This window comes from Pseudomonas sp. MWU16-30317 (genome assembly GCF_020515695.1).
Taxonomy (GTDB): domain Bacteria; phylum Pseudomonadota; class Gammaproteobacteria; order Pseudomonadales; family Pseudomonadaceae; genus Aquipseudomonas.
This window is the reverse complement of record NZ_JAIWJA010000004.1, coordinates 332,015-358,954: the sequence shown is the minus strand read 5'-3', so window position 1 is coordinate 358,954 and position 26,940 is coordinate 332,015. Positions and strand designations below refer to the sequence as shown.

The 26,940-nt window shown below is 63.5% G+C and carries 22 protein-coding genes; 6 read left to right on the top strand and 16 right to left on the bottom strand.

Annotated features, from left to right (window positions below; genetic code table 11):
* Positions 1 to 64 precede the first annotated feature (64 nt).
* The 9 genes from prpC to glgX all read right to left on the bottom strand — a co-directional run bounded on the left by prpC (position 65) and on the right by glgX (position 12,118).
* Positions 65 to 1,192, bottom strand: coding sequence for a 2-methylcitrate synthase (prpC, locus tag LIX93_RS14525; protein WP_226504751.1), 1,128 nt, complete (start codon positions 1,190 to 1,192; stop codon positions 65 to 67).
* A 66-nt stretch (positions 1,193 to 1,258) separates the two neighbouring features.
* Complete coding sequence (gene prpB, locus LIX93_RS14520) at positions 1,259 to 2,149, bottom strand: methylisocitrate lyase (protein ID WP_226504750.1); 891 nt, start codon at positions 2,147 to 2,149, stop codon at positions 1,259 to 1,261.
* On the bottom strand, positions 2,146 to 2,856 hold the full coding sequence (locus tag LIX93_RS14515; protein WP_226504749.1) for a GntR family transcriptional regulator: 711 nt from the start codon (positions 2,854 to 2,856) through the stop codon (positions 2,146 to 2,148). Before LIX93_RS14515 ends, prpB begins: the two co-directional genes overlap by 4 nt.
* A 100-nt stretch (positions 2,857 to 2,956) precedes the next feature.
* Positions 2,957 to 4,360, bottom strand: a complete 1,404-nt coding sequence (locus LIX93_RS14510; RefSeq protein WP_226504748.1) for an MFS transporter — start codon at positions 4,358 to 4,360, stop codon at positions 2,957 to 2,959.
* A 246-nt stretch (positions 4,361 to 4,606) separates the two neighbouring features.
* Positions 4,607 to 5,560 (bottom strand): 2-hydroxyacid dehydrogenase, encoded by a 954-nt coding sequence (locus tag LIX93_RS14505; RefSeq protein ID WP_226504747.1) that lies wholly within the window; start codon positions 5,558 to 5,560, stop codon positions 4,607 to 4,609.
* A gap of 57 nt (positions 5,561 to 5,617) precedes the next feature.
* Positions 5,618 to 7,039 carry a sodium:solute symporter family protein gene (locus tag LIX93_RS14500; protein WP_226504746.1) on the bottom strand — a complete coding sequence of 474 codons (1,422 nt, stop codon included), beginning with the start codon at positions 7,037 to 7,039 and terminating at the stop codon, positions 5,618 to 5,620.
* A 126-nt stretch (positions 7,040 to 7,165) separates the two neighbouring features.
* A complete protein-coding gene (gene gudD / locus LIX93_RS14495; RefSeq protein WP_226504745.1) occupies positions 7,166 to 8,518 on the bottom strand; it encodes a glucarate dehydratase in 1,353 nt (450 codons plus the stop codon).
* A 214-nt stretch (positions 8,519 to 8,732) separates the two neighbouring features.
* On the bottom strand, positions 8,733 to 9,776 hold the full coding sequence (locus tag LIX93_RS14490) for a LacI family DNA-binding transcriptional regulator (protein ID WP_226504744.1): 1,044 nt from the start codon (positions 9,774 to 9,776) through the stop codon (positions 8,733 to 8,735).
* Positions 9,777 to 9,931: 155 nt separating this feature from the next.
* Positions 9,932 to 12,118, bottom strand: a complete 2,187-nt coding sequence (gene glgX, locus LIX93_RS14485) for a glycogen debranching protein GlgX (protein WP_226504904.1) — start codon at positions 12,116 to 12,118, stop codon at positions 9,932 to 9,934.
* Positions 12,119 to 12,467: 349 nt separating this feature from the next.
* Between glgX and LIX93_RS14480 the strand changes: the two genes are divergently transcribed.
* The 3 genes from LIX93_RS14480 (at position 12,468) to LIX93_RS14470 (ending at position 16,944) form a co-directional block, all read left to right on the top strand.
* A complete protein-coding gene (locus LIX93_RS14480) occupies positions 12,468 to 13,583 on the top strand; it encodes a Gfo/Idh/MocA family oxidoreductase (protein WP_226504903.1) in 1,116 nt (371 codons plus the stop codon).
* 218 nt (positions 13,584 to 13,801) lie between these two features.
* Complete coding sequence (locus LIX93_RS14475) at positions 13,802 to 15,427, top strand: methyl-accepting chemotaxis protein (RefSeq protein WP_226504743.1); 1,626 nt, start codon at positions 13,802 to 13,804, stop codon at positions 15,425 to 15,427.
* Between the two features lie 128 nt (positions 15,428 to 15,555).
* Complete coding sequence (locus LIX93_RS14470; protein WP_226504742.1) at positions 15,556 to 16,944, top strand: FAD-linked oxidase C-terminal domain-containing protein; 1,389 nt, start codon at positions 15,556 to 15,558, stop codon at positions 16,942 to 16,944.
* Positions 16,945 to 16,996: 52 nt separating this feature from the next.
* Here LIX93_RS14470 and LIX93_RS14465 read toward each other — a convergent pair whose 3' ends face one another.
* Genes LIX93_RS14465 through LIX93_RS14455 form a run of 3 tightly spaced genes read right to left on the bottom strand, consistent with a single transcriptional unit; the run spans position 16,997 to position 21,091 of the window.
* A complete protein-coding gene (locus tag LIX93_RS14465) occupies positions 16,997 to 18,421 on the bottom strand; it encodes an efflux transporter outer membrane subunit (protein ID WP_226504741.1) in 1,425 nt (474 codons plus the stop codon).
* A complete protein-coding gene (locus LIX93_RS14460; RefSeq protein ID WP_226504740.1) occupies positions 18,418 to 19,989 on the bottom strand; it encodes an MDR family MFS transporter in 1,572 nt (523 codons plus the stop codon). Before LIX93_RS14460 ends, LIX93_RS14465 begins: the two co-directional genes overlap by 4 nt.
* Complete coding sequence (locus LIX93_RS14455) at positions 19,982 to 21,091, bottom strand: HlyD family secretion protein (protein ID WP_226504739.1); 1,110 nt, start codon at positions 21,089 to 21,091, stop codon at positions 19,982 to 19,984. The genes LIX93_RS14460 and LIX93_RS14455 overlap by 8 nt, the downstream gene beginning before the upstream one ends.
* Positions 21,092 to 21,201: 110 nt before the next feature.
* On the opposite strand from LIX93_RS14455, the gene LIX93_RS14450 reads away from it, so the two are divergent.
* Positions 21,202 to 21,903: a CerR family C-terminal domain-containing protein gene (locus tag LIX93_RS14450; protein WP_226504738.1), complete on the top strand. Its 702-nt coding sequence runs from the start codon at positions 21,202 to 21,204 to the stop codon at positions 21,901 to 21,903.
* A gap of 85 nt (positions 21,904 to 21,988) precedes the next feature.
* On the opposite strand, the gene LIX93_RS14445 is transcribed toward LIX93_RS14450, so the two are convergent.
* Positions 21,989 to 22,297, bottom strand: a complete 309-nt coding sequence (locus tag LIX93_RS14445; RefSeq protein WP_226504737.1) for a putative quinol monooxygenase — start codon at positions 22,295 to 22,297, stop codon at positions 21,989 to 21,991.
* A gap of 158 nt (positions 22,298 to 22,455) precedes the next feature.
* On the opposite strand from LIX93_RS14445, the gene LIX93_RS14440 reads away from it, so the two are divergent.
* Entirely contained in the window at positions 22,456 to 22,911 is a 456-nt protein-coding gene (locus tag LIX93_RS14440) for a bifunctional diaminohydroxyphosphoribosylaminopyrimidine deaminase/5-amino-6-(5-phosphoribosylamino)uracil reductase RibD (RefSeq protein ID WP_226504736.1), read from the top strand.
* A 110-nt stretch (positions 22,912 to 23,021) separates the two neighbouring features.
* On the opposite strand, the gene LIX93_RS14435 is transcribed toward LIX93_RS14440, so the two are convergent.
* Both LIX93_RS14435 and LIX93_RS14430 read right to left on the bottom strand, forming a co-directional pair.
* On the bottom strand, positions 23,022 to 23,465 hold the full coding sequence (locus tag LIX93_RS14435; protein ID WP_226504735.1) for a type II 3-dehydroquinate dehydratase: 444 nt from the start codon (positions 23,463 to 23,465) through the stop codon (positions 23,022 to 23,024).
* Positions 23,462 to 24,829 (bottom strand): MFS transporter, encoded by a 1,368-nt coding sequence (locus LIX93_RS14430; RefSeq protein WP_226504734.1) that lies wholly within the window; start codon positions 24,827 to 24,829, stop codon positions 23,462 to 23,464. Before LIX93_RS14430 ends, LIX93_RS14435 begins: the two co-directional genes overlap by 4 nt.
* A gap of 144 nt (positions 24,830 to 24,973) precedes the next feature.
* Here LIX93_RS14430 and LIX93_RS14425 point away from each other — a divergent pair, with 144 nt between their 5' ends.
* Complete coding sequence (locus tag LIX93_RS14425) at positions 24,974 to 25,858, top strand: LysR family transcriptional regulator (RefSeq protein WP_226504733.1); 885 nt, start codon at positions 24,974 to 24,976, stop codon at positions 25,856 to 25,858.
* A 114-nt stretch (positions 25,859 to 25,972) separates the two neighbouring features.
* Here the strand turns inward: LIX93_RS14425 and LIX93_RS14420 are convergent, their stop codons facing one another.
* Complete coding sequence (locus tag LIX93_RS14420) at positions 25,973 to 26,830, bottom strand: LysR substrate-binding domain-containing protein (protein WP_226504732.1); 858 nt, start codon at positions 26,828 to 26,830, stop codon at positions 25,973 to 25,975.
* Positions 26,831 to 26,940: the final 110 nt, after the last annotated feature.

The following is a 26,940-nucleotide window of genomic DNA, read 5'->3' as shown; positions in this document are numbered from 1 at the left end:
TGCACTGTGGGAGTAAGGCTTGCCCGCGAAGGCATCCGTAAGGACGCCATCGCCGCCAGCTAGCTCACCGCTCGCCAATCGGCACATAACGGCGCTGATCAACCCCGACATACTCGGCACTCGGGCGGATGATGCGGTTGTTGGCGCGCTGTTCGAACACGTGCGCCGCCCAGCCGGTCAGCCGCGAGCAGACGAAGATCGGCGTGAACAGCGGGGTAGGAATACCCATGAAGTGATAGGCCGAGGCGTGATAGAAGTCGGCGTTGGGGAACAGTTTCTTCTGCTCCCACATGGTCTTGTCGATGGCCTCGGACACCGGGTAGATGACCGTATCACCGACCTCGGTGGCGAGTTTTTTCGACCACACCTTGATCACCTCGTTACGCGGGTCGGACTCTTTATAGATGGCATGGCCGAAACCCATGATCTTGTCCTTGCGGGCAAGCATGGCCAAGGTACCGCTCACGGCTTCGTCCGCCGACGAGAATTTCTCGATCATCGCCATCGCCGCTTCGTTGGCGCCGCCATGCAGCGGCCCGCGCAAGGTGCCGATGGCGCCCGTGATGCAGGAGTGCAGGTCGGACAGGGTCGAGGCGCAGACCCGCGCGGTGAAGGTCGAGGCGTTGAACTCGTGTTCGGCGTAAAGAATCAGCGACACGTCCATGACCTTGCGGTGCAGCTCGCTCGGTGCCTTGCCATGCAGCAGGTGCAGGAAGTGGCCGCCGATGGAGGGTTCGCCGGTGTCGCAGTCGATGCGCTTGCCGTAGTGGCTGAACTGGTACCAGTAGCACATGATCGCCGGGAACAGGGCCAACAATCGGTCAGTGGCATCCCGTTGCTGTTCGAACGAGGTCTCTGGCTCGAGGTTGCCGAGGAACGACGCGCCGGTGCGCATCACGTCCATCGGATGGGCGTCGGCGGGGATGCGCTCCAGCACTTCCTTGAGTGCGGTGGGCAGTTCGCGCAAGGCGCCGAGCTTGTTCAGGTAGGCGTCGAGCTCGGCCTGGGTCGGCAGCTCGCCGTACAGCAGCAGATAGGCGACTTCCTCGAAACGCGCGTGCTCTGCCAGCTCGCGAACGTCGTAACCACGGTAGGTCAAGCCGGCACCCGCCTGGCCCACGGTGGACAGGGCGGTCTGCCCGGCGACCTGGCCGCGCAGGCCAGCTCCGCTCAATACTTTTGCTTCGGCCATGAGTTTTTCTCCAATCTTGTTGTTATGCGTCTCAGTACTGCGCGCCTTCAGGCAGGCGCACCACGGTCAGGCTTTTTTCTGCGCGAACAACGCATCGAGTTTTTGCTCGAACACGTGGTAATCGATGGCGTCGTACAGCTCCATGCGCGTCTGCATGGTGTCGATGACGTTCTTTTGCGTGCCATCGCGGCGCAGCGCGGTGTAGACGTTTTCCGCCGCCTTGTTCATCGCCCGGAACGCCGACAGCGGGTACAGCACCAGCGACACATCGGCGCTGCGCAATTCATCGACGGTGTACAGGGGCGTGGCGCCGAACTCGGTGATGTTGGCCAGGATCGGCGCCTGCACTCGGGCGGCGAACAGCTTGTACATGTCCAGTTCGGTGATCGCCTCGGGGAACACCATGTCAGCACCGGCTTCGATGCACGCGGCGGCGCGTTCCAGTGCGGATTCCAGGCCTTCCACCGCCAGCGCATCGGTGCGCGCCATGATCACGAAGCTGTCATCGGTACGCGCATCCACAGCCGCCTTGATGCGGTCGACCATCTCCTGCTGGGTGACGATCTCCTTGTTGGGGCGATGGCCGCAGCGCTTGGCGCCGACCTGATCCTCGATGTGCATGGCCGCCGCGCCGAACTTGATCATCGACTTGACCGTGCGCGCCACGTTGAACGCCGAGGAGCCAAAGCCGGTATCGACATCCACCAGCAGTGGCAGGTCGCAGACGTCGGTGATGCGTCGCACATCAGTGAGCACGTCATCCAGGCCACTGATACCCAGGTCCGGCAGGCCCAGCGAGCCTGCCGCGACACCGCCCCCCGACAGGTAGATGGCCTTGAATCCGGCGCGTTTGGCGAGCAGGGCGTGGTTGGCGTTGATGGCACCGACCACCTGCAGTGGGTGTTCGCTGGCAACGGCGTCGCGAAAGCGCTGGCCGGGGCTGTTGGACTGACTCATGACTCACCTCGTAGGCTGTTGTTATGGGCGGCGTCCTGGTAATGACGCTCGACGTTACGTTTGGATGCAGCGATGTGCCGACGCATCAGCAGCTCGGCCAGCTCCCCGTCGCGGTCGGCAATGGCATCGAGGATGCGATGGTGTTCGGCGAAGGCCTGGCGCGGGCGATTGGGCGTGGCCGAGAAATGAATGCGGTACATGCGCACCAGTTGGTACAGGTCGCCGCACAGCATCTGCGTCAAGGTACGGTTGCCGCTGCCCTGGATGATCTTGTAGTGGAAGTCGAAATCGCCTTCCTGCTGGTAGTAGCCGACGCCCGCCCGGAACGCCGCATCGCGCTCATGGGTATCGAGCACGTGGCGCAGCTCGTCGATCTGCACCTGGGTCATGCGCTCGGCTGCCAGACGGCAGGCCATGCCTTCGAGGGATTCGCGGATTTCATACAGCTCGATCAGTTCGGCGCGGTTGAGCGACACTACCCGAGCGCCGACATGGGGCACGCGCACCAGCAAGCGCTGGCCTTCGAGGCGGTGGATGGCCTCGCGCAGGGGGCCGCGGCTGATGCCGTAGGTGCGGGCGAGTTCGGGCTCGGAAATCTTGCTGCCTGGGGCGATCTCGCCACCGACGATAGCCGCCTGGATGCGACGAAAAATGTTTTCCGCCAGAGTGGCCGAGTCGGCGTTGGAGATTTCGATTGGGTCTGACATTGTCGACACATTATGATTGGACTGCCTCGAATCTAATCATTGGAGGGCTTTCAGTCAAATTAATATGTTCTTGTGTCGACAATCCTTGGTCGGTGCCGTACTAGCGCTCCCACGCGGGCGCTGCTGAACGGCGGCGTTCTTCGACGCTTAGGTTCGAGCCGCTGCCCACGGCATCGGCCAGGTCGGTGAGATCGCGGCCACGGGTTTCGACCGACAGCCAGGTGCCGATCAGGGTCAGCACCGCCAGCACCAAGGTGTACACCGCCAGCACCCAGTAGGCGCCACCCGTGATCCCGACCAGGAAAATCCCCAGGATCGGCACGATGCCGCCCGATAGCATGGCCCCGACTTCGCGCGACAGCGCTACGCCGGAGTAGCGATAGCGATTGCCGAACAGTTCGGTGAAGTGCGCGCACTGCGCGCCGAGCATGCTGTTGGCGCCAATGGCAAAGCCGCCCACCGTGGCCAGGGTGACCCAGCCTTGCTGGCCGGTATCGATCATCCACCACGCCGGGAAGGCCCACAGTGCGGCGAATATCGCCCCGCCGCGGTATACCTTCAAGCGCCCGATGCGATCCGACAAGGCGCCAAAAAGCGGTGTCGTAACGATGCTGGCCAGACTCGCCAGTAACACGGCGTTGGTGCCGATGGTGCCCAGGCCGGCACTCCCGTTGGCCATGTGCTGGGAAGCGAAGCTGGTCAGGAAGGCGATCGATACCGTGGTGTAGAGCGTTGACGAGCCCGTTTCGGCCATGCGCATCAGGGTCGTGGCCAGCAGCGGCCGGCGGGCGTTGCGCAGCATCGAGCGCATCGGCGAGGCAATGACATTCTTCGATTCGGCCAGTTGCTTGAACACCGGGCTTTCCTTGAGCGTCAGGCGAATCCAGATGGCCATGACGATCAACACCACGCTGGCCAGAAACGGCAGGCGCCAGCCCCAGGCGATGATTTCTTCTGGGGTGAGCAACGCCTGCATCACGCGAAAGGTCACGGTGGCCAGGGCCAGGCCGCTGAATATGCCGATAAAGGGCAAGGCCGCATACAGCCCGCGGCGCTTGGCGGGGGCCAACTCGGCCATCAAGGTCGCGGCGCCAGTCTGTTCGGCGCCGGCACCGAAGCCCTGCAGCAGGCGCAGCAGCACCAGCAACACCGCGCCGAGGCTGCCAGTGGGCAGCAGGCCGATGGCGGTGGTGGCCAGGCCCATGAGGCCGATGGTCAACAACAGCACCAGCTTGCGGCCTTTGCGATCGCCCAGCGAACCGAAGAACAATCCGCCGAACGGCCGCGCCAGAAAGCCCGCGCCATAGGTGGCGAAGCTGGCCAGCAGGGCTCCTGTGGTGCCCAGGGAGGGAAAGAAGATATGCCCGAAGACCAGCGCTGAGGCGAGGCCATAGATGGCGAAGTCGTAATATTCCAGGGCGCTGCCGACGGCGCCGGTGAATATGGCGCGGCGCAGTTGCTTGGCATCAGGGGGCGTGACGGCTGGGGTGGCATGGGTGGGCATGACGGGCCTCGCTGTTGTTTTTATAGGCCTGCAAGGCCGAACGACAGTCTGGAACGCATGCAGGCAAGGCCTTCACGCTAGAAGCTGGCTACGATAAGTACCAATGGTAAATGTTCAGTAACCGATAACTGCAGGTTATCAGCGGCCCCTGTGGGAGCGGGCTCTGGCCGCGCAGGCGTCATATCGGCCGCAGCGGGTTCGCCGTCGAACGCGTAAGCCCGCTCCCAGGTCCACACAGCGTATCCGTCAATCAATGACCGGGGTGATCAACGTCCCATCCGCAAAAAACTGCTGCAGATTGGCGAACACCAGATCCGCCATCGCCTGGCGCGTCTCATGGGTGCCGCTGCCGATATGCGGGGCCAGCACCACATTGTCCATGCCGAACAACGCTGGCGGCACATTAGGCTCGTCCTCGAACACGTCCAGCGCCGCACCGGCGATCTCACCGGCCTGCAACGCCGCGATCAGGGCCTTTTCATCCACTACCGAACCGCGCGCGACGTTGATCAGATAGCTGTCCTTGCCGAGCGCCTGCAGAATCTCGCGGTTGACCAGGTGCTGGGTCTGGGCGCCGCCGGGCACGATCAGCACCAGGTAGTCGGAAACCTTGGCCAGTTCCGCCAGATCGCTGTAATGGGTGTAGCTCACATCGCTGTAGGCCTGACCGCGGCGGTAATAGGCGATCTGCATCTCGAACGCCTCGGCGCGCTTGGCGATGGTCTTGCCGATCTTGCCGAGGCCGACGATCCCGCAGGTCTTGCCGGTGAGCTGGCGGCCCAGCGGGAACTTGCCGGTCGGCCAGGCACCCTTGCGCACGAAGCGGTCGGCCTCGGGGATGCGACGGGTCAGGCCCAGCATCAGCGCCAGAGCCGTTTCGGCCACCGCGTTGTTGAGCACGTCCGGGGTGTTGCTGACCGGGATGCCGCGTTCGTTCAGATAGTCGATGTCGATGGGGTCGTAGCCGACACCGAAGCTGGTCACGACTTGCAGGTTGGGCAGGCGCTCGAGCACGTCGATTTCGGTACCGAAAGCACCGGTGGTGACCACGGCCTTGATCTTGCTGCCGTGGGTATCACCCCAACTGGCCAGATCGGTGATCTCGTTGCGCAGGTGCACGGTGTAGTCACGGCGCAGGTTGGCCATGAGTGAAGGGTTCAATTCGGCCCAGGCCAGTACATCGGCTTTGCTTGCGGTCATGCTTGACTCCGTTGCAGCGGCCCCGACATTGGGGCCGGAATGAATGAACAGCCGGCTTCAGCGGCGAGCGGTGCTCAGCGGTGCCGGGTTTGGCGCCGTGCTGAGTGTAGCGTCTTTGCCCTTGAACAGATGGGCGACGGTCATCGTCAGGATCGGTGCGAACAGCGCGAAGTACGAGCTGTCGATGCCGTAGGGGTTGCCTGCCACGAACCAGCCGATGGTCGAGATCACCGAGAGGATCACGCCAACCAGCGCACCGCGCGGCGTGCCAAACTTCGGTGCATAAAAGCACATCAGTACGATCACCGCGAGGGTGGCACGCAGGGCCTTGCCGAGAAAAGCGATGAGCAGGATCTTGTCGGCGTACAGCGCCAGCACCAGCGGCAGGAAGCCGATGACCACGATGGCGACTTTGACGAAGATCACCGATTTGAGGTCGTTCTTTTCCTTGTTGAAGAAGGGGTCGTAGAAGTCCTTCAGCGCCAGGGTCGCCGAGGCCAGGGTGTTGGCCGAGATACCGCCGAACAGCGCACCGGCCAGGCCGATCACCACCAGGCTGGCGGAGTAGGTGGGCATGTGCGCGATCAGTGCCGGGAAGGCGTCGATGGACTTGATGCCCGGATACAGGAAGGCGCTGCACATGCCGATGGTCGCGGCCATCAGGCCGAACGGGATCATCAGCGACGACACGTAGAAGCAGGCGCGCTTGGAGGTCTTTTCATCCTTGGTGCTGACCAGTGCCTGGATCACGTATTGAGTGGCGAAGATCGAGCCGATGCCGCCGATCATCCACGCCATGATCTGGCCCCAGCCCACGCCGGTGAGGTCGAACATCTTGCTCGGCAGGTTGGCCTGCAGGTTGGCGATACCGCCGCTGGCCTTGAGGGCGAACACCAGCGCCAGGACGATGCCGATGTACTTGATGGTCGCGTGAATGAAATTGGTGTAGACCACCGAGCGCATGCCGCCCAGGCTCACATAGAACACTGTCACCACGCCCACCAGCAGGATCGCGAGGGTCTTGTCGATGTTCAGCACCGCTGCCAGCACCGCGCCGCCGCTGGCGTACAGCGCCACCGAAACGATGCTCAGCGCGCAGATGGTCAGGATCGAAGCCGCGTAGCGCACGCCTTGGCCGTAGTTCTGCGCGAGGATGCCGGAGATGGTGTTGAGCCCGGTCTCGCGGTACTTTTTCGCCAGAATCAATGCCAGCAGCAGAAAGCCCAAGGCCAGCGCCACCAGGTTCCAGGCGGCCGAGATGCCTGCTTCGAAACCCTTCTGCGCGGTGCCGATGCTCACCGAGCTGCCGATGAATTCGGACAGCAACAGCGCGCCGATCAGGAACGGCGGGAAACTGCGCCCGCCACCGGTGAAGCCGTCGCTGCTCTTGGCGTGTTTGCGCACGCCGTAGCCAATGCACGACATCACCACAAAGTAGCCTGCCGTCAGGGCCAGGATGATCATTATTCTTGTATCCATTGCGGTCTCCTCATTCCAGAGAATGGTCGAACATTGTTATTGGATGGGTGAGGCTTTTTGTAGCGAGGGGGCTTGCCCCGAAAAGTTGATACATCTATCAGGGGCGAGCCCCTCGCTACGGATTTGTCAGCGCACCAGGCACGGGCGCTTGGCGTCGAACTGCCAGTCGGGGATCAGGTACTGCATGGCCACCGCATCGTTGCGTGCGCCCAGGCCCATGCCCTTGTAGGTTTCGTTGGCGGCGGCCAGCGCATCCCAGTCGAGCTCGATGCCCAGCCCCGGCTTCTTCGGTACCTGCACCAGGCCGCCGTTGATCTGCAGCGGCGCCTTGGTCAGGCGCTGGCCGTCCTGCCAGATCCAGTGAGTGTCGATGGCGGTGATCTTGCCCGGCGCGGCCGCCGCCACGTGGGTGAACATCGCCAGCGAGATGTCGAAGTGGTTGTTGGAGTGCGAGCCCCAGGTCAGGCCCCATTCGTTGCACATCTGCGCCACCCGTACCGAACCGCGCATCGTCCAGAAGTGCGGATCGGCCAGCGGGATGTCCACCGATTGCAGCTGGATGGCATGGCCCATTTCGCGCCAGTCGGTGGCGATCATGTTGGTAGCGGTGCGCAGGCCCGTGGCGCGGCGGAACTCGGCCATCACTTCACGGCCCGAATAGCCGTTTTCGGCGCCGCACGGGTCTTCGGCGTAGGCCAGCACCTGATGCTGGTCACGGCACAGGCTGATGGCTTCTTTCAGCGACCAGGCGCCGTTAGGGTCGAGGGTGATGCGCGCGTCCGGAAAACGCTCGTGCAAGGCCGTTACCGCCTCGATCTCGGCGCCGCCCGCGAGCACGCCACCCTTGAGCTTGAAGTCCTTGAACCCGTAGCGCTGGTAGGCGGCCTCGGCCAATTCGACCACCGCCTCGGGGGTCAGCGCGGTGTGGTGACGGCGGGCGAACCAGGCGTTGTCGGCGTCGTCTTCGCGACGATAGGGCAGGTCGGTACGGCTGCTGTCGCCGACATAGAACAGATAACCGAGCATCTCCACCGCGTCGCGCTGCTGGCCTTCGCCGAGCAAGGCGGCGACCGGTACGTCGAGGTGCTGGCCGAGCAGATCGAGCAGGGCGGCTTCCAGGGCGGTGACGGCATGGATGGCGATGCGCAGGTCGAACGTCTGCAGGCCGCGGCCACCGACATCACGATCGGCGAACGCCATGCGGGCCTGTTCGAGGATGTTCTGATAACGGCCGATGGAGGCACCGAGTACCAGCGGGCGGGCGTCCTCGAGCGTCTTGCGAATGGCCTCGCCGCCGGGCACCTCACCGACGCCGACGTGGCCGGCGCTGTCCTTGAGAATCACCACGTTGCGGGTGAAGTAGGGGCCATGGGCGCCGCTGAGGTTCATCAACATGCTGTCGTGGCCAGCCACCGGTACCACGTGCAGTTCGGTGATGACGGGGGTGCCGGTCTGGGTGTGCTGAGTCAGTGAGTTCATTGTTATTAGATGCTCGTCGTTGATATCGAAAGGCGCAGCAGACGGTCGATTGAATATCGTACGTCATCGTACAACTACGTGGTAGATAATATACTGATAGCGCTATCATTCAAGACCGATGGTCAGAATTCTTTTCTGTCGTCTGTCTGCGCTCGCCTGCAGTTATCTGTCGCGAACAACCGTAGCGTCCTGCTGGCGCCAAGGTTTTTTGACATCAGCTACTGCCCCGATCCTGCAGCACGAACCCGGTATCCACTGCCAAGGCGCGGTTGCACGCTCCATCGGCAAAGCGACCCAACAGCGCTTCGGCCACCTGCAAGCCCATCCGCGCGGGATTGATGCTCACCGTGGACAGCGACGGGTGGGCGAAACTCGCCTCGCTCAAATCGCCAAAACCCACCACCGCCAGTTGCTCGGGCACTCGCAGGCCCCGGCTGGCGGCCTCGGCGAGCACGCCCAGGGCGATGGTGTCGGAGCTGCACAGCACCAGTTGCGGCGGTACTGGCAAGGCGAGCAACTGGCGCAGGCCCTCGCGGCCCAGTTGCCAGGTGGCGGGCAGCGGCATGACCTGCACGGGCACGTCACTGATTCCGCTTTGCGCCAACTGCCGAACCAACGCCTGGCAGCGTCGATGGCCACGAGGATCGTCGGCGGTGATCACGGCGAAGCGTCGGTAGCCTTTGTTCAGGTAGTGGGTGGCCAGGGCGGTGCCTACCGCTTCGTGAGAAAACCCCACCTGCATGTCCAGCGGCTGGTCGCTCAGGTCCCAGGCTTCGACTACCGGGATGCCGGCACCGACCAGGCGTGCGCGGCTGTTGGGTGTGTGCAGCGAGCCGGTCAGGACGATGCCATCGGGGCGCCGACCGAGAATGGCTTCGAGCAACGCCTGTTCCTTTTCCGGTGAATAGCCGGTGGGCCCCAGCAGCGTCTGATAGCCGGCCTCGGTGAGCCGATCCATGATCGCTTGCACGGTGTTGGCGAACAGCGAGTGGCTGATAGTGGGCAGCAAGATGGCCACCAGGCGGCTTTTGCTCGATGCCAGGCTGCCGGCCAGCAGGTTGGGCACGTAGCCGAGGGTCTGCACCGATTCGAGGACTTTTTCGCGGGTGCTCTGGCTGACCATTTCCGGGCGGCTGAGGGCGCGCGAGGCGGTCATCGTCGATACCCCGGCATGGCGGGCGACATCGGCGAGCGTCAGGGGGATATCTCGGGAGACGGCGTCGAGAGAAGCCAGTTCGCGTCTGGATTTTTTTACCACGAGGGGTCCTGCTGCGGCCACGTTTTGAATCGCATCGTAGCTGCAACAGGCGGTTGGACGCTATGGCTGGGGGAGTAAAGCGTGCTCGCGAAGCGGCTGGAGGAAGCAGCACAGAATTTACCGTGCGGCTAAAGCTCTTTCGCGAGCACAGGGTGTTACGAAGCGCGGCGCTTCTTCTTGCTCACTGCCATTTCGAACAGCAGGGTCGAGCGCCCAGTTACCTGGTAACTGCTGTTGAACTCGAACTTGTCGCCCGCATCCAGATCTGGCTGGTTGGTGTCCAGTTGCAACAGCCAGTGCTGACCTTGCGGCACGGCCGGCAAGACGAAGTCCACCACGTCATAGTGCGCGTTGACAATGATCAGCAACGAGGCATCACCGCCGGCCTTGCGAATCCCGGTCGGTTGCGCACGGCCGTCGAGCAGTATGCCCATGCAGCGGTTGTTGCCATCGCTCCATTGCTCGCTGCCCATTTCCTCGCCGCTGGGCTGCAGCCAGGTAACGTCCTTGATGTCCAACTGCTCGTTGTACATCCCGGTAAAGAAGCGATTGCGACGCAGCAGTGGATAACGTTTGCGCAGGTCGATCAAATACCGGGTGAAGTCCTGCAGCTCGGCGCTCTTCTCGCTGATCTCCCAGTTGATCCAGCCGATTTCGCTGTCCTGGCAATAGGCGTTGTTGCTGCCACCCTGGGTGCGTGCGAACTCGTCGCCGGCCAGCAGCATCGGCGTGCCCTGAGCCAGGAACAAGGTGGCCAGCAGGTTGCGCATCTGCCGGTAGCGCAGCTCGATGATCTCGGGATCGTCGGTCTCGCCCTCCACGCCGCAGTTCCACGAGCGGTTGTCGGAGTGTCCGTCGCGGTTGTCTTCGCCGTTGGCTTCGTTGTGCTTCTCGTTGTACGAGACCAGGTCGTTGAGGGTGAAGCCATCGTGCGCAGTGATGAAGTTCACCGACGAGGACGGCTTGCGGCCTCGCTGGTTGAACTGGTCGCCCGACGCCAGCAGGATCTTGGCGAAATCGCCGATCTGCTCGTCATCACCTTTCCAGAAAGCGCGCGAGATATCGCGGAACTTGTCATTCCACTCCATCCAGCCGGGCGGGAAGTTACCCACCTGATAGCCGCCCGGGCCACAGTCCCATGGCTCGGCGATCAGCTTGATGCCGTTGAGCACCGGGTCCTGGCGGCAGGCGTCGAGAAAACCACCGCCTTCGTCAAAACCATGGGGCTCGCGGCCAAGAATGGTCGCCAGGTCGAAGCGGAAACCATCCACACCCATTTCCTGGGTCCAGTAGCGCAGCGAGTCGGTGACCATCTGCAGCACGCAAGGATGGCTCATGTTGAGCGTGTTGCCGGTGCCGGTATCGTTGATGTAGTAGCGCGCATCATCCGGCATCAGGCGATAGTAGTTGGCATTGTCGATGCCTTTGAGCGACAGCGTCGGGCCCATCTCGTTGCCTTCGGCGGTGTGGTTGTAGACCACATCGAGAATCACCTCCAGCCCGGCCTTGTGCATGCGCGAGACCATCACCTTGAACTCGCCGATCGACTGCCCGGCCATGTAGCGCGCGTGAGGGGCGAAGAAGGCCAGGGTGTTGTAGCCCCAGTAGTTGTGCAGGCCCTTTTCCAGCAGATGATTGTCATCGAGGAAATAGTGGATCGGCATCAGCTCGACCGACGTCACGCCCAAGGATTTGATGTAGTCCACCACATCGCTTTCATGGAAGGCCGCAAAGGTGCCGCGCACGTCTTCCGGTACGCCCGGATGCTGTTTGGTGAAGCCGCGCACATGGGCCTCATAGAAAATGGTCTTGTCCCACGGCACGCTGGGCTTAGGCACGTTGCCCCAGGTGAAGGCCGGATCGATGACCCGGCAGCGGGGCATGAACGGCGCGCTGTCACGCTCGTCGAACGACAAATCGGCATCGGGGTGGCCGATGGTGTAGCCGAACAGCGCGTCATCCCATTGCAGCTCACCGACGATCTGCTTGGCATAGGGGTCGATCAGCAGCTTGTTATGGTTGAAGCGATGACCATTTTTCGGATCGTACGGGCCGTGCACTCGGTAGCCATACAGGGTGCCAGGGCGGGCATTGGGCAGGTAGCCGTGCCAGATCTCGTTGGTGAATTCGGGCAACTCGATCCGTTCGATTTCTTCCTTGCCCTCGGCGTCGAACAGGCACAGTTCGACCTTGGTGGCGTGGGCGGAAAAGATCGCGAAATTGACTCCCGAGCCGTCCCAGTTGGCACCTAGCGGATAAGGCTGGCCTTCTTGGACTCGCGATTGGGATTTGTTCTGGAAAGCGGTCTCGGCGGCACTCGAAACCCCGCCATCAAGCGTCATCGTGTTCATGGGCATAGCTCTTCAGTCAAATTGAATCGCGGCAAGAAAGCCGCGAACGCCAGGCGGACGCTGCGTGATAGGTAGAGCGCCGGCCGACTCGGACAGTTCAGAAAATTTCATTGGGTCGATGTTTGAAACCGTCGGTGGGTCGAGACAAGGAGCTGTCACCGGCACAGCCTGCATTCCCACGATGCGATTCCTCAGGGGGCCGCTATGGAGCTGTAGGCATCGGGGATAATTTTTCTATTTCTTGATGAGCGGGAATTATTATTCTATAAAGACGGTACCCAAAACAAAAATTTCAAAGGTGATCTTCCCCATGGCCGAGCATTCCAACCATAGCCATCCCTTGCCTGAGCTGGGCGTCGGACTCATCGGCACAGGATTCATGGGCCGGGCCCATGCCTTGGCGTTTCGCAACGTCAGCGCGGTATTCGAGCTGCCATTCCAGCTCAAACTGGCGGCGCTGGCCGATGCCGATGCCTCGCGAGCCCGGCAGTGTGCTCAGGCCTGGGGCTTTGCCCAGGCCCACAGCGATTGGCAGCAGTTGATCGACGACCCTGCTGTGGACCTCATCGCCATCACCACGCCCAATCATTTGCATTACCCCATGGCGATGGCTGCTCTGGCCGCCGGCAAACCGGTGTATTGCGAGAAGCCCCTGGCGGTGAGCCTCGAGCAGGCCGAGCAGATGCAACAGGCGGCGCAGCGGGCCGGGGTGGTCACCCGTGTTGGTTACAACTATCAGCACAACCCGATGATCGAGTGGGCGCGTGAGTTGATCCACAGCGGCGAGCTGGGCGAGATCATCAGCTTTCAGGGTGAGTTCAGCGAAGACTTCATGGCCGACGCGCAATCGCCGTGGTCGTGGCGCTGCGAGGCGCAGCATGCGGGCGGCGCACTGGCGGATCTGGGCAGTCATTTGTTGTCCATGGCGCGCTACCTGCTGGGCGATGTCGAAGCGGTGTGCGCCGACACCCACACCGTGCATCGCCAGCGCCCGGCCAGCAAAGGCAGCCTGGAGTTGCGCGATATCGGCGTCGACGATCAGGTCCACGCACTGCTGCGTTTCGCCAGCGGTGCGCGAGGCACTGTCAGCAGCAGTTGGCTCAAGCACGGCTACAAGAACCACCTCAGTTTCGAGATCAGCGGCACTCGGGGCACCTTGGCCTTCGATCAAGAGCGCTTGAACGAACTGCGCCTGTGCCGCGCGGGCGAGGCAGGCTTCCAGCGCCTGCTGGCTGGGCCGCACCTGCCGGGTTACGCCGCGTTCAGCCCGGCGGCAGGGCACCAGTTGGGCTACAACGAACTGAAAACCCTGGAAGTCCATGAATTGATCATGGCCTTGGCGGGGCGGGGCGAGCGAGGCACCGATTTTGCTGGGGCTCTGGCGGTGGAACGGCTGGCGGCGGCAATTCGACTGGCGGCGCAAGAGTCGCGCTGGGTGGTTGTCGAGCAAGCGTGACACGTCATCCGCGCCTGCACGCCATCGAACGCGCAACCTTGCTCCCACAAAGGACTCTGGACCGGTGTGCACTGTGGGAGCAAAGCTTGCTCGCGAAGGGGCCATTCGCCTCACCGCGCATAACCGGACTGCCTCAAGTCGCACCCTGATCCGCCGATAGCGTTGAGGCGTACGACGACTATCCGATCGTACACCCCAACAATAACGAGCCTACGGTCATGACCCTACGCAATTTGACCATCGCCCGCCGCGCGGGCATCGGTTTCACCTTGATTTCGCTGCTGGTGGCCCTGCTGGGCTGGTTCGCGATGAGTCAGATGTCTGACATCCGCCAGAACGAAGTACAGGTCGAGACCGACCTGCTGCCGAGTCTGCGCGTAGTGGGTGATATCCGGGAAGCGATGTTGCGCATCCGCACCATCTCCCTGCGCATGGCGCTCGATCCGGACCCCAAGAACATCAGCACCTATCACAGCCAGATGGACGCCCGCAGCCAGCAGCTCGCCGAGCGCCTGCAGACGTTCAGCAAATACGTCGATACCGCCGAAGAAAGAACCCTCGACGACGCCTTTCGCAAGAATCTCGCCGAGTACCAGCAAGGCCTGGCGCAATCGTTTGTGATCGCCGAGCGTGGCGACATGGCCGCGCTGAACAAACTGCTGCTGGTGGACATGAAGGTGGTGGTCGACGGTTCCGGCAAGCAGCTTGCTGACCTGGGCGACTACTACCAGAAGCAGGTCGACCTGCAAGGCCAGGCCGCCAAGAGCCAATACGACCAGTCGCGCAACGTCGTGCTGGTGTTCATTCTGCTGGCCGGCGTCGCGACGGTGATCCTAGCCCTGTGGCTGACCCGTAGCATCATTCGCCCCCTCGAAGGCGCCGTGCGCGCTGCCGAGCAAGTGGCGGCCGGCGACCTCACACAAACGATTCAAGTGGACGGCCAGGACGAAGTCACCCGCCTGCAGCGCGCCCTCGAACAGATGCAAGGCAACCTGCGCACCACGCTGCGACTGATCAACGACTCGGCAACCCGGTTGTCGTCGGCGGCCACCGAGCTGAACAGCGTGACCGAAGACAGCCATCGTGGCCTGCATCAGCAGAACGCCGAGATCGAACAGGCGGCAACGGCCGTCACCGAGATGTCCTCGGCCGTGGACGAAGTGGCGCGCAATGCGGTGTCCACCTCGCAGGCCTCCAGCGATTCCAACAGCGCCGCTCAGGATGGCCAGAGCCGCGTGCTGCAGACGGTGCAGTCGATCGAAAGCCTGACGACCCAGGTCCAGGGCACTTCGGTGCTGGTGCAGAACCTCGCCGACCGTTCCCAGGACATCGGCAAGGTGCTTGACGTGATTCGCGCCATCGCCGAGCAGACCAACCTGCTGGCGCTCAACGCCGCCATCGAAGCCGCGCGTGCCGGTGAGTCGGGGCGCGGGTTTGCGGTGGTGGCCGACGAGGTTCGCGCCTTGGCCCATCGCACCCAGCAATCGACGTTGGAGATCGACAGCATGGTCTCGGCGATGCGCAGCGGTTCGAGCGAGGCGGTCGCATCGATGCAGGTCAGCCGCGAACAAGCGGGCTCGACCTTGGCCCTGGCCCAGGGCGCGGGTGAATCGTTGAGCCGTATCGCGACCTCGATCAACGAAATCTCCGAACGCAACCTGGTAATTGCCAGCGCCGCAGAAGAGCAAGCCCAAGTGGCCCGCGAAGTCGATCGCAACATCGTCAACATCCGCGATCTGTCGGTGCAGTCTTCCTCGGGGGCGGATCAGATCAGTGCTTCGAGCCACGAACTGTCACGCCTGGCCGTGGAGCTGAATCAAGTGGTAGCGCGCTTCAAGGTCTGATTCAGGTTGTCCAGGCGCGGGAATGAATGGTGCGCGTGTGAAGGGGCGGCGAACTCTCGGCGGATCGTCTACGCTTGAGCCATTTCCTGCGTCGGGAAACCACAATAATCCGCCTGAAGGGCCCTTTCATGAGCGCTATTCTCTTCTCTGTGCCAGACCTGTTCGACGCCTTGCGCAGCATCCTCGGCGAGCGCTTGAGCACCGGACTGGCCGAGCGCGAACAGCATGGTCGCGGCGAGTCCTACCACGCCAGCCAGGCCCCCGACGCCGTGTGCTATGCGCAAACCACCGAGGAAGTCGCGGCGATTGTGCGGGTCTGCGCGGCACGGCGTGTGCCGATCGTCGCCTTTGGCGGCGGTACGTCGCTGGAGGGGCACGTTGCGGCGCAGCAAGGTGGTGTGTGTATCGACCTCAGCCGCATGCAGCGGATCATCAAGGTGCGCGCCGATGATCTGGACGTCACGGTCGAGGCCGGCGTGACCCGTCAGCAACTCAATACCGAGCTGCGCACCACCGGGTTGTTTTTTCCGGTGGATCCGGGCGGTGAAAGCACCCTCGGCGGCATGGTTGCGACTCGTGCCTCGGGGACCAACGCGGTGCGCTACGGGACCATGCGCGAGAACGTCCTGAACCTGACCGTGGTGCTGGCCAACGGCGAGATCATCAAGACCGGGAGCCGGGCGCGCAAGTCGGCGGCCGGTTATGACCTGACGCGGGTCTTCGTCGGTTCTGAAGGCACCCTGGGGATCATCACCGAAGTGACCCTGCGCCTCTACGGTATTCCGGAAGTGCTCAGCGCCGCAGTGTGTGCCTTCAGGGATGTGCAGGCGGCGGTGAGTACAGTGGTGGCGATCATTCAGTACGGTATTCCGGTGTCGCGGGTCGAGCTGCTGGACGCGCGCACGGTGCGGGCGGTCAATCGCTACTCGCGCTTGGCCTTGGTGGAGGCGCCGACGCTGTTTTTCGAGTTCGGTGGCACGCCGGCCAGCGTCACCGAGCAGTTGGAATTGACCCGTGAAATCGCCCAGGGCATGGGCGCCGTGAGCTTCGAGTTCGCCGCCGATGACGATGCCCGTCGCAGCCTCTGGCGTGCGCGCCACAACGTGCATTATGCCATGCAGGCGATGCGTCCCAATGCGCGGATCTGGAGCACCGATGTGTGCGTGCCGATCTCGGCGTTGCCTGAGTGCATTGCCGAAACCGCCGAAGATGTCGACAAGGCGTCGTTTTTCGTCGGTATGGTCGGCCATGTGGGCGACGGCAACTTCCACTTGGGCATGGTCGTCGACCCCGACAACCCTGCCGAGCTGGCGGAAGCCGAAGCGCTTAACGTGCGCGTGGTGGAGCGGGCGATTCGTCTTGAAGGCACCTGCACCGGCGAGCATGGCATTGGATCCGGGAAGATCAAATTCATGACCCTGGAGCACGGCGCCGCGCTGCAGGCCATGCAAGCGATCAAGCGGGCACTGGATCCGTTGGGGATTCTCAATCCTGGCAAGGTGTTGCCACAGGAGTAGCGGCGGCCAAGAGGTCCTGTAGAGCCCCGCAAACGCCGCATACTGCCCAGCCTCAAGACTGCCAACCCAGCCCCAGCGCCTTGTGCAACGACACAAAATCCTTGAGCAACTGCGCATCCCCACCGATGCGATTCTGCTGAGCGTCGAAGCGCGTGCGTTCCGCGTCCAGCCAGTCGAGAGTGCTGGCGGTACCGGCGCGATAGCGTTCGCGGGTCAGCTCGGCGGCGCGGGCAGCGGAGTCTTCGATGCTGATCAGCAGGGCCAGGTTCTGGCGGTCATGGCCGTAGCGCGACAGCGCCACATCGGCATCGCGCAAGGCGCCCAGCACTACGCCGCGATAGTGTGCCTCGGCCTGGTCCCGGCCGGCCCTGGCGCTGTCGACGCTGGCCCGAACGCGCCCAAAATCCAGGGCGTTCCAGGTCAATCGCGGCAGCATCAGCCAGGTTCCGTTGTCCTTGCGTACCAGATGCGAAGGATCACCCGCAGAGAAGCCCAGGTCGCCCATCAGACTCAGCTTGGGAAACCAGTCTGCGGTCTTTTCGCCGATCTGAGCGTTGCTCGACGCCAACTGGCGCTCTGCGGCGCGGATGTCCGGGCGCTGCTTGAGGAGCGCGGCGGGGTCGGCAATCGGCAGTTGCTCAGGCAGTGTCGGCAGCGCCTTGACCGGGCCGAGGCGGGCGTCCAGTTCACCCGGTTCGAGGCCGCACAGGGCGGCCAATTGATCCTGGGATTCGATGATCTGCGCCTGCAACGGCAAGCGTTGCGAGCGGGTGGTCTGCTCCTGGGTGAGCACCTGTTCAAGCTGCAACTGCGAGGCGACGCCACGGCTGCGGCGTTGCTGAGTGAGGTCGAGCACTTGGGCCTCGAGGTCGGCGGTGGCATCCACCAACGCCAGGCGCGCCTGCTGTTCACGCAGCCCGACGTAAGCCTGGGTGACTTCGGCCGTCAGTTGCACCTGCGCATCGGCCAGTTGCGCGGCGGCGGCGTCGGCGCTGGCCGAGGCCGCCTCGATGGCGCGGCGCGTGGCACCGAACATGTCCACTTCCCAGCTGGCATCGAAGTCCGCCAGATACAGGCTCAACGGCCCGCGTCCGCCGCCACTTTCGCCGCCGGTAAAGGATGAGATATCGGGTGAGCGCATGCGCAGCATGTTGGCGCTCATGCTGGCCTTGGGCATGCCGCTGGCCTGCTCGCTGCGCAGCCCCGCGCGGGACTGTTGCAAGGCCGCGCGGGAGGAGGCGATGTCGGGGTTGTGGGCCAGTGCCGCGCTGATCAGCGCATCCAGCTCGGGGTCAGCCAGGCGCTGCCACCACCGCGCAACGGCCGGTGCAGCCTGCGGGCTCTCGGGCGCATGGGGCAGGCGCCGGGCCTGCAGGGTGTGCTCAGCCACCGCGGGAGCGCCGTGGTAGTCAGGGCCCACAGTGCAGCCGGCCAGGGCCATGAGGATCAGGGTCGATAACAGGGAACGCTGGATCATTGTTTAACACTCGCCGGGCGCTTCTTCAGGGTCAATGCCAAGGGCACGCAGGCCAGCAGCGCCAGGCCCAGCAGGAAGAAGGATTCGTTGTAGGTCATGACGGTCGCCTCGCGGGCGATGGTACTGGCCAGCTGCGCGTAAGCCTGGAGTTGCGCCAGGGCGGTGTCACCGCTTTGGGCTAGAAACGAGGCGCTGCTGCTGGCGATATGTGCCTGGCCGATGCTGCTGTTGGCGGTGAGCGACTCGCGAATGACCTCGTCGTGGTAGTGCGTGCGGCGGTCGATCAACACGCCGAGCAAGGCCAGGCCGATCGAGCCGCCGAGGTTGCGCGCCATGTTGTACAGGCCTGCCGCATCGCCTGCTTCGTGAGCCTCCACGGCGGCCATCGACGCCTGGTTGAGCGGCATCATCGCCAGCATCTGGGCAAAGCCACGCAGGATCTGCGACAGATAGAAGTCGTGGCCCACGCTGTCGGCGGTCAGGCTGATGTCGAGCATGCAACTGGCGAAATACATCAGCAGGCCGATGCACACCAGCACCCTCGCCGAATAGCGGTTAAGCAGCGTCGGCAAAAACGGCATCAACAAGAACGCCGGAGCCCCTGACAACAACATGATGCCGCCGGCCTGCTGCGCGTTGTAACCGGCCACCGTGCCGAGAAACTGCGGCAGCAGATACGACACGCCATACAGCCCTGCTCCGACGGCGGCGACGATGATAATCACGCTGGCATAACGCGGATTGCGCAGCAGGGCCAGGCGCACAATGGGCTTTTTCGCCGTGAACTGGCCGACGGCGATCAGCAGGAAGCCGATCACCATCAGCACGCTGAGGGTGACGATCATGGTCGATTCGAACCAATGATCTCGCTGGCCTTCCTCGAGCACAACGGTCAGCGAGCTCAAGCCCAGCGCCAGGCCGAGAATGCCCAGCCAATCGGCCTTGAAAAACTGCTCGAGGTCCATCTTGTCGGACTTGAGCCCGGTCCACAGCAAAGTAATGAGCGCCGCGCTGACCGGCAGATTGAGGAAGAAACACCAGCGCCAACTGGCGTTTTCGGTCAGCCAGCCGCCCACCACCGGGCCCATCAGCGGGCCGAGCAGCACGGTCAGGCCGAACACCGTCATGCCGATGGCCATCTGGTGCGCTGGCAGGCGCGTGCGGATGATGGTCTGCGCGGTCGGAATCATCGCGCCGCCGGCGAAACCTTGGCCGATGCGGCCGATGATCATCGCCGTGAGGCTGTTGGACATGCCGCAGTACATCGAGCATAGGGTGAACAGCACCGCCATGGTCATCAGGAAGCGCCGCAAGCCGAACACCCGAGTCAGCCACGCCGCCAGCGGGATCATGACGATTTCCGAGAGCAGGTAACCGGTTGAAATCCAGGTGCCTTCGGTGCCAGTGGCGCCGATCTGGCCCTGGATCTGCGGCAAGGCGGAGTTGGTGATGGAGATGTCCAGGGTGGCCAGCAATGCCCCCAGCGACCCGGCCGCCACGGCGATCCAGTCGGTGAACGAGGCGTTGGCGGGTTTGCCGGCAGCGCTGAGGGGCAGGGCATCAGCCACGATCGTGGGCCTGGCTGCGGAGATCGACATCGACATTTACCGACAGGCCCGGTACCAGCACCTGACGCACGTCATCGGGAATGTCCACCTGGATGCGCACCGGTACGCGCTGGACGATCTTGGTGAAGTTGCCGGTGGCGTTGGACGACGGCAGCAGGGCGAATTGCGAGCCGGTGCCCGGAGTGATGCTGTCGACATGGCCTACCAGGTCGCGGCCGGACAGCGCATCGACGTGCACGGTGGCCGTCTGGCCAGGGCGCATGCCGCCGATCTGGGTTTCCTTGAAGTTGGCGGTCAGGTACAGCGCCTGCACCGGCACCACGGTCAGCAAGCGGGTACCGGGCTGGGTGAACTGGCCAACGCGCACGCTGCGATCACCCACGCGGCCATCGATGGGCGCACGCACCGTGGTGTCCTCAAGATCAAGCCCCGCCTGCGTAGCGCTGGCCTGAGCCACCGCCAGTTGTGCGCGGGCTTGCAGCAACTGCGCCTGCAAGGTGCCGATGCGGGTCTGGCTGGCGCGCAAGGCGGCCTGACGCGCGGCCAGGCTGGTGCTGGCGCGGGCCATGTCATTTTGCAGATCGGCCAGTCGCTCTTCGGTCTCGGCACCCGAGCGCGCCAGCGGCGCATAGCGCTGGACCTGCGCCTTGGCGTGGCCGGCATCGGCTTGGGCACCCTGCATGTCGGCGCGGCTCTGGGCGATGCTGGCGTCCTGCTGGACCAGATCGGCTTCGGCCTTGGCGACATCGGCCTGGCGCGCGGCGACTGTGGCCTGGGCTTCGTCGAAGGCGGCGCGGTATTTGCGATCGTCCAGGCGGGCCACGGGCTGACCGGCGGTCACCGTCTGGTTGTCGCCCACCAGCACCTGCGCGATATAGCCGCCGACCTTGGGTGCCACGGTCATGCTGTCCGCTTGCAGGAAGGCGTCGTCCGTGCTTTCGATAAAGCGCCCGACCAGCCACCATTGCCCGGCCCACAGCAGGGCGGCGACCAAGGCGACGATCAGCAGGGACAACAGCACCCAGCGTGAACGCTTGGCTTGGGCGGGAGGCGCGGGCTGCTCGGTGGGGGTAGGCGGGCTCGCGGTGGGCTGAGCGGTCATGCGGGTGCTCCAAAGTATTCCAGTCGGAATAAGTTGAAGTTTGGCGGAATTTTTGTCAAATGATATATTTTCGTCAGCGCGCCTCATCCAAATTCAGGAAGAACTTCCCCATGGCACGACATAAACCCGCCGCTGAAGGCGGCTACCAGCGCGGTGAAGAGACCCGCGAGCGCATCATCGAGGCGGCCCTGGGCATTTTCGGCGAGCGCGGTTACGAAGGTGCCTCCACCCGCGAGATCGCTGCAGCAGCGGGGGTCAATGCCCCAGCCCTGCAGTACTACTTCGATAACAAAGAGGGCGTTTACGTTGCTTGCATCGAGTACATTCTCAAGCGCGTGTGGCTGCAGGTGGCGGTGCCCGTCGAGGCAGCAGAGGCGCTGCTGAGCGCTGACGAAGCCGATGACGCGCACTTGATCGACGCGCACCTGCGCATTCTTGGCTGTTTTTTTTCGTTCATTCACGACACCCCGCAGTCGACCAGCTGGCGGCAGTTCATGGCGCGCGAGCACGCCGAGCTCGGGCCGGCACCCGCGTTCGAGCGCATTGACAACTCGGTGCATCAACGTATCGGCGAGGTGACCTGCGCGATCATCGGCCGCTTGACCGGCATGCCGGCCAAGCACGAGGAAACCATCATCCGCACCTTCGCCATCAACAGCCAGGCCATGGCGTTTCGCGTGCTGCGGCGCAAGGTCCTGAAGGCGCTGGAATGGGACAGCATCGACCGTGAGCGCATGGAACGGGTGCGCGATTTGCTGGTAGCGCAAACGCGCATCACCCTCGAAGGCCTGGTCAAACAGCGCGACGCCTGACGTCTGGTGCGAGGGGGGGGCGCCCGCTAGAATGCCCCAGCGTCGCTAAGCGGGGGCAAGCCTCCTCGCTACAGGAGCAGCGCAGTCAAACGGTGCTGCCTGGCAATTGATTCAGGCGGATTTGCTGCATGGGCTCGGCGAGGATCTTTTCCAGCGCCGGCATGGCGTTGGTCAAGGTCGGGGCCTTCATGTGGGCTTGCAGCGCCGCCTCGTCGTCCCAGCTTTCGTAGGACACGAAGCGGGTCGGGTCCTCAAGATCGGTAAGCAGTGCGTAAGCCTGGCAGCCGGGTTCCTGCTGGAAATGGGGCAGGGCTGCTTGCAGCAAGGTGTGCAACTGAGCTTCCTTGCCAGGCTTGGCTTTCATGATGGCGACGACGTTCAGGGGCAGGTTCATGCACGGTGTCCTTGCAGGGCGGTACCGGGGCGGCGCCGCTAGTGCTTGAGACCCGGCCCTGAATCCTTTCATTCAGAAAAGTTGCTGCGCCTGTCATGATGCACGCCTTAGCCACAAGCCAGTAGCGCTTGTCGGCCGTATTTACCAGTGAGCTGAATATGACCCGTTCCACCGATATCGACTTCATGCGTCTCGCCCTGGCCCAAGGCCGCCTGGCCTTGCCTGGGTGCCTGCCCAATCCACCGGTGGGCTGCGTGCTGGTGAAGGACGATGCCGTGCTCAGCCAAGGGTTCACCCAGCCACCCGGGCAACATCATGCCGAAGCCATGGCGTTGAGTCGGCTGCCTGACGATTGTTACGGGGTGACTGCGTTCGTCACGCTTGAGCCCTGCGCCTTTCATGGCCGCACGCCCTCGTGCGCGGAGGCGCTGGTCGAGAGCGGCGTCGATCGAGTGGTGGTGGCGATGCTTGACCCTGATCCGAGGAACTCGGGAGCGGGGATCGAGATTCTTCGCGACGCGGGGATTACGGTAGTGGTGGGGGTGTTGGCGGATGAGGCAGCTGAAGAGATGGGGGAGTATTTGATGAAGCCGCCGGAATTGCCTGCGGCCTGAGCAACACCGTTCCTGCGGCGATACGGGAGTTCCGCATCGCTGGAGGTTCAGCCATGAAGGTCTGGATTTCTATAAGGGTGCCTCGGCCCATGCCACCAGCGACCCGCTACTCAGTCCCCCTCCAGCAACCCCGCCACCGCCTGCAACGCCAAGCCATACCCCTTGGCCCCCAGCCCGCAAATCACCCCATCCACCACCGTCGACATGATCGAATGCCGATGCAGTTCATCCCGCGCATGGATGTTCGACAAATGCAGTTCCACCACCGGCGCTTCGATCAGCTTCAACGCATCCAGCACCGGGATCGAATGAAACGACAGCCCCGCCGGATTGATGATCAGCGCCGCCCCGCAGTCGAACGCCTCCTGAATCCAGTCGACCATCACCCCTTCGTGATTGGTCTGGCGAAACTCGCACGTCAGGTCCAGGCCGTCGGCCGTGCGCTCGCACAGCTGCTGGATCTGCGCCAAGGTGGTGTGCCCGTAGATGTGCGGCTCGCGGCGGCCGAGGGTATTGAGGTTGGGGCCGTTGAGGATGTACACGGTTTTCATCATGGCTGCTCGACGAGTGTGGAGGTGGAGAGGTTCTGGGGGCTGGCGGGTGCCGTTTCGGTGACGCGATCCAGATCGACACCGCGGGTTTCCGGGCCGATGGCGATCATCGCCAGGGACACCAGGTTGATCACCGCGCACAGGCCTACCAGCGGCCAGGGCGAGTTGCCCGATTGGCTCATCAGCCATACGGCGACCATCGGCATCGGCCCGCCGACCAGCAGGTTGGCGCCGGTGTAGGCCAGCGCCGAGCCGGAATACCGCACCTGAGTGGGGAAGGCTTCGGCGAAAGCCACTGGCTGGATCCCGCTCTGGAACTGGGTAAAGCCGAGGAACAGGCCCATGATCGCCATGATGGCGAAGGTGTTGCGGGTATCGAGGATCGGGAAGTACACCAGCATGATCGCCAGGGTCATGATCGATCCCAGCATCAACGCCTTGCGCCGGCCCCAGCGGTCCGACAGGTAACCGCCAGCCAGGGCACCGACGATGGCGCAGAGATTGGCGACCATCAGCGCGCTGAAGCCCAGCGACTGGCTCAGGCCCAAGTGTTTGGTGAGGTAGCTGAGGGTGAAAATCACGATCAGGTAGAACAGCGCCGCCGGCGAGCAGAAGAACAACATCAGCCGCAGGATGGCCTTGCGATGGCTGCCCAGCGCCGCTTTGAGCGGGCTGCGCTCCTTCTTCACCGGGGTCTGTTTCAACGCGACGAAGGCGGGCGTTTCATCGACCTTGAGACGGATGAAGATCGCCACCAGCACCAGCACGAAACTCATCACGAAGGGGATGCGCCAACCGAAGCTCTCGAACTGCTCGGCGCTGAGCAATCCGGCCAGGGTGAGCAATACGGCGTTGGCAAGGATCTGGCTCAAAGGCGAGCAAATGCCCAGCAGCCCCGAATAGCGACCGCGGCGATCGGGGGCGGCGTGCTCAAGCGCCATCAACTGTGCGCCGGTGGATTCACCGCCCAGGGCGAAGCCTTGGATGATGCGCAACACCACCAGCAAGATGGGTGCCCACACCCCTACCTGGTTGTAGGTGGGCAGCAGGCCCATCAATACCGAGGCCAGCCCCATCAATGTCACGGTGGCGAGCATCAGGCGCCGGCGGCCCAGCTTGTCGCCCAGGTAGCCGCAGGTGATCGCCCCCAGTGGTCGCGCCGCGAGGCCCACGCCGAAGGTCGCCAATGAGGCCAGCAGCCCGGCGGTGGGCTCCATCGCCGGGAAGAACAGTTTGGGCAGAATGGTCGCCGACACGGCGCCATAGAGGGTGAAGTCGAACCACTCCAAGGCGGTGCCGAGGGTGGCGGCTGTCACGGCCTTGCGCGACATGCGCGAGTCGTGCGGCGTTGCGGACGAAGTGCTCATGCTGGGCCTCGTTATTGTTGTTATGAAGGTGACGATAGCCGCACCGGGCGGGCTGTCGACCTGGGTAGACAGTACGCCTGCGGGAGTAGAAGATAATTATCGAAAACCCGACAAATCGATAAGTTCACCTTATGGCGGAGTGCCATGGAATTACGACACCTCAAGGCCTTCGTCGCAGCGGCCGAGCTCCAGCATTTCAGCCGTGCCGCCGAACAGTTGGGCATCGCGCAGCCGGCGCTCAGCCAGTTGATCCGCACCCTGGAGCACGAGCTGGGGCTGGTGTTGTTCAAACGGCAGAACCGCGGAGTGATACTTACCGCAGCTGGCCATGCCTTCGCACCCCATGCCCGCCAAGCCATTGCATCGAGCGATCTGGCGGTGGCGGCGGCGCGGCAGGCACGGCGTGGCGAAGTGGGGGAGATCAAGCTTGGCTACCACTCGGCGCTGCTGGAGCCGAACCTGCCGCAGTTGCTGCGCCATTACTTCACCGCGTTCCCCGGCGTGAAGGTATCGCTGGTAGATGCCGGTATTCGCACGCAGTTCGAGCAGTTGCTCGGCCACGACCTGGACCTGGGCTTCGCTCGGGTATTCAAGGACCACCTGCCCGAGCGCCTGCGCACCCACAGCTTCAGCCAGTGCCCGCTGGTGCTGCTGGTGCCGGACAATCACGGACTGATGGCCGGCTTCAATGGCGAACTGGCGAGCCTGCGCAACGAGCGCTTCGTGTTCCTGCAGGACCCGACGGGTATCGGCCTGACGTCCCATACCCTGCAAGCGTGCCGTCCGTATCAATTGCACCCGCAGGACATCCTTCACGTGCCGTCGCTGATGAGCATCCCCGGGCTGGTAGCGGCGGGGATCGGCATCAGCATCGTGCCCCAGACCTTGGCTCAACTGAGCATGCCGGGGGTGCATTTCATCGAGCTGCCTCAGCCGGAGATGGTCAGTGAACTGTCGTTGATTTGCCGTATCGATGAGCGTTCGAGTGCGGTGATGCACTTTATCGACGAGGCTAACGGTTGGGGGTAGGGGGGTGTTGATGCGGATGGCCTCTTCGCCGCCGAACGCGCAGCCTTGCTCTCACAGGTGTGCGACTCAAGATCGGCTAGCACCGTGGGAGCAAAGCTTGCCCGCAAAAAGCCCTCACAACCCCTGACTCGTCCGGATCAGCTCATAAGCCTTCTGCACCAACGGATTCACCGCGTTACGCCGCACCCACAGGTAATACGTCACATCTGGCAGCCGCGGCAACCCATCGCTTTCACCCAGCACGCGCATGTCCGGGCCGACCATTTCCATGCTCCGCGCGGTGACCCCCAGCCCTGCCCGCACTGCCGCCTTGATGCCGATCAGGTTGGAGGCCAGATAGGCCTGGCGCCACGGGATGTTGTGCGCTTCCAAGGCCTCCAGCGCCACCCGGCGGAAGATGCTCGGTTCATCCACCACCACCAGCGGCAGCGGTTGCGAGGGGTCGTGCTGATACTGCGCCGCGCAGATCCACCACACCGGCGAGGTGCGCAGGGCGAAGCCTTGCAGGGTCGGGTCGGTGCGGGTCGAGATGATCATGTCGACTTTACCGCGGTGCAGATCGTCCATCAGGAACGGGCTGCGGCCGACGTCGATTTCCAGGCGCAGGTTCGGCGCCGAGCGGGCGATATGGCTGAGGATCGGCGGCAGGATGGTGTCGGCGATGTCGTGGGGCGAGCCGATGCGCAGCATGCCGCTCAAGCTGTTGTCCCGCAGGCGGTCAAGGATGTCGTCGTTGAGGGCGAGCATCTGCCGGGCGTGGCGCAGCAGTTGGCGGCCGGCGTCGGTGAGGGCTTTTTGCCGGCCTTGTTTGTGGAACAGGCTGACGCCGGCTTGCTGCTCCAGGCGCTGCATGTGCTGGGTCACGGACGATTGCGTGCGCCCCAGCTGTCGCCCGGCGGCGCCGAAACTGGCTTGGTCGGCCACGGCGACGAAGGTGCGCAGGAGCTCGAGTTCCAGGGTGGATTGGGTCATTGGCAGGGTCCAGGTGGGGCGATCTTGAGGGCCTCTTCGCGCGCAAGCCTTGCCCCCACAGGTGCATGACGCTGGACCTGTTGGCACTGTGGGAGCGAGCCTTGCAAAGC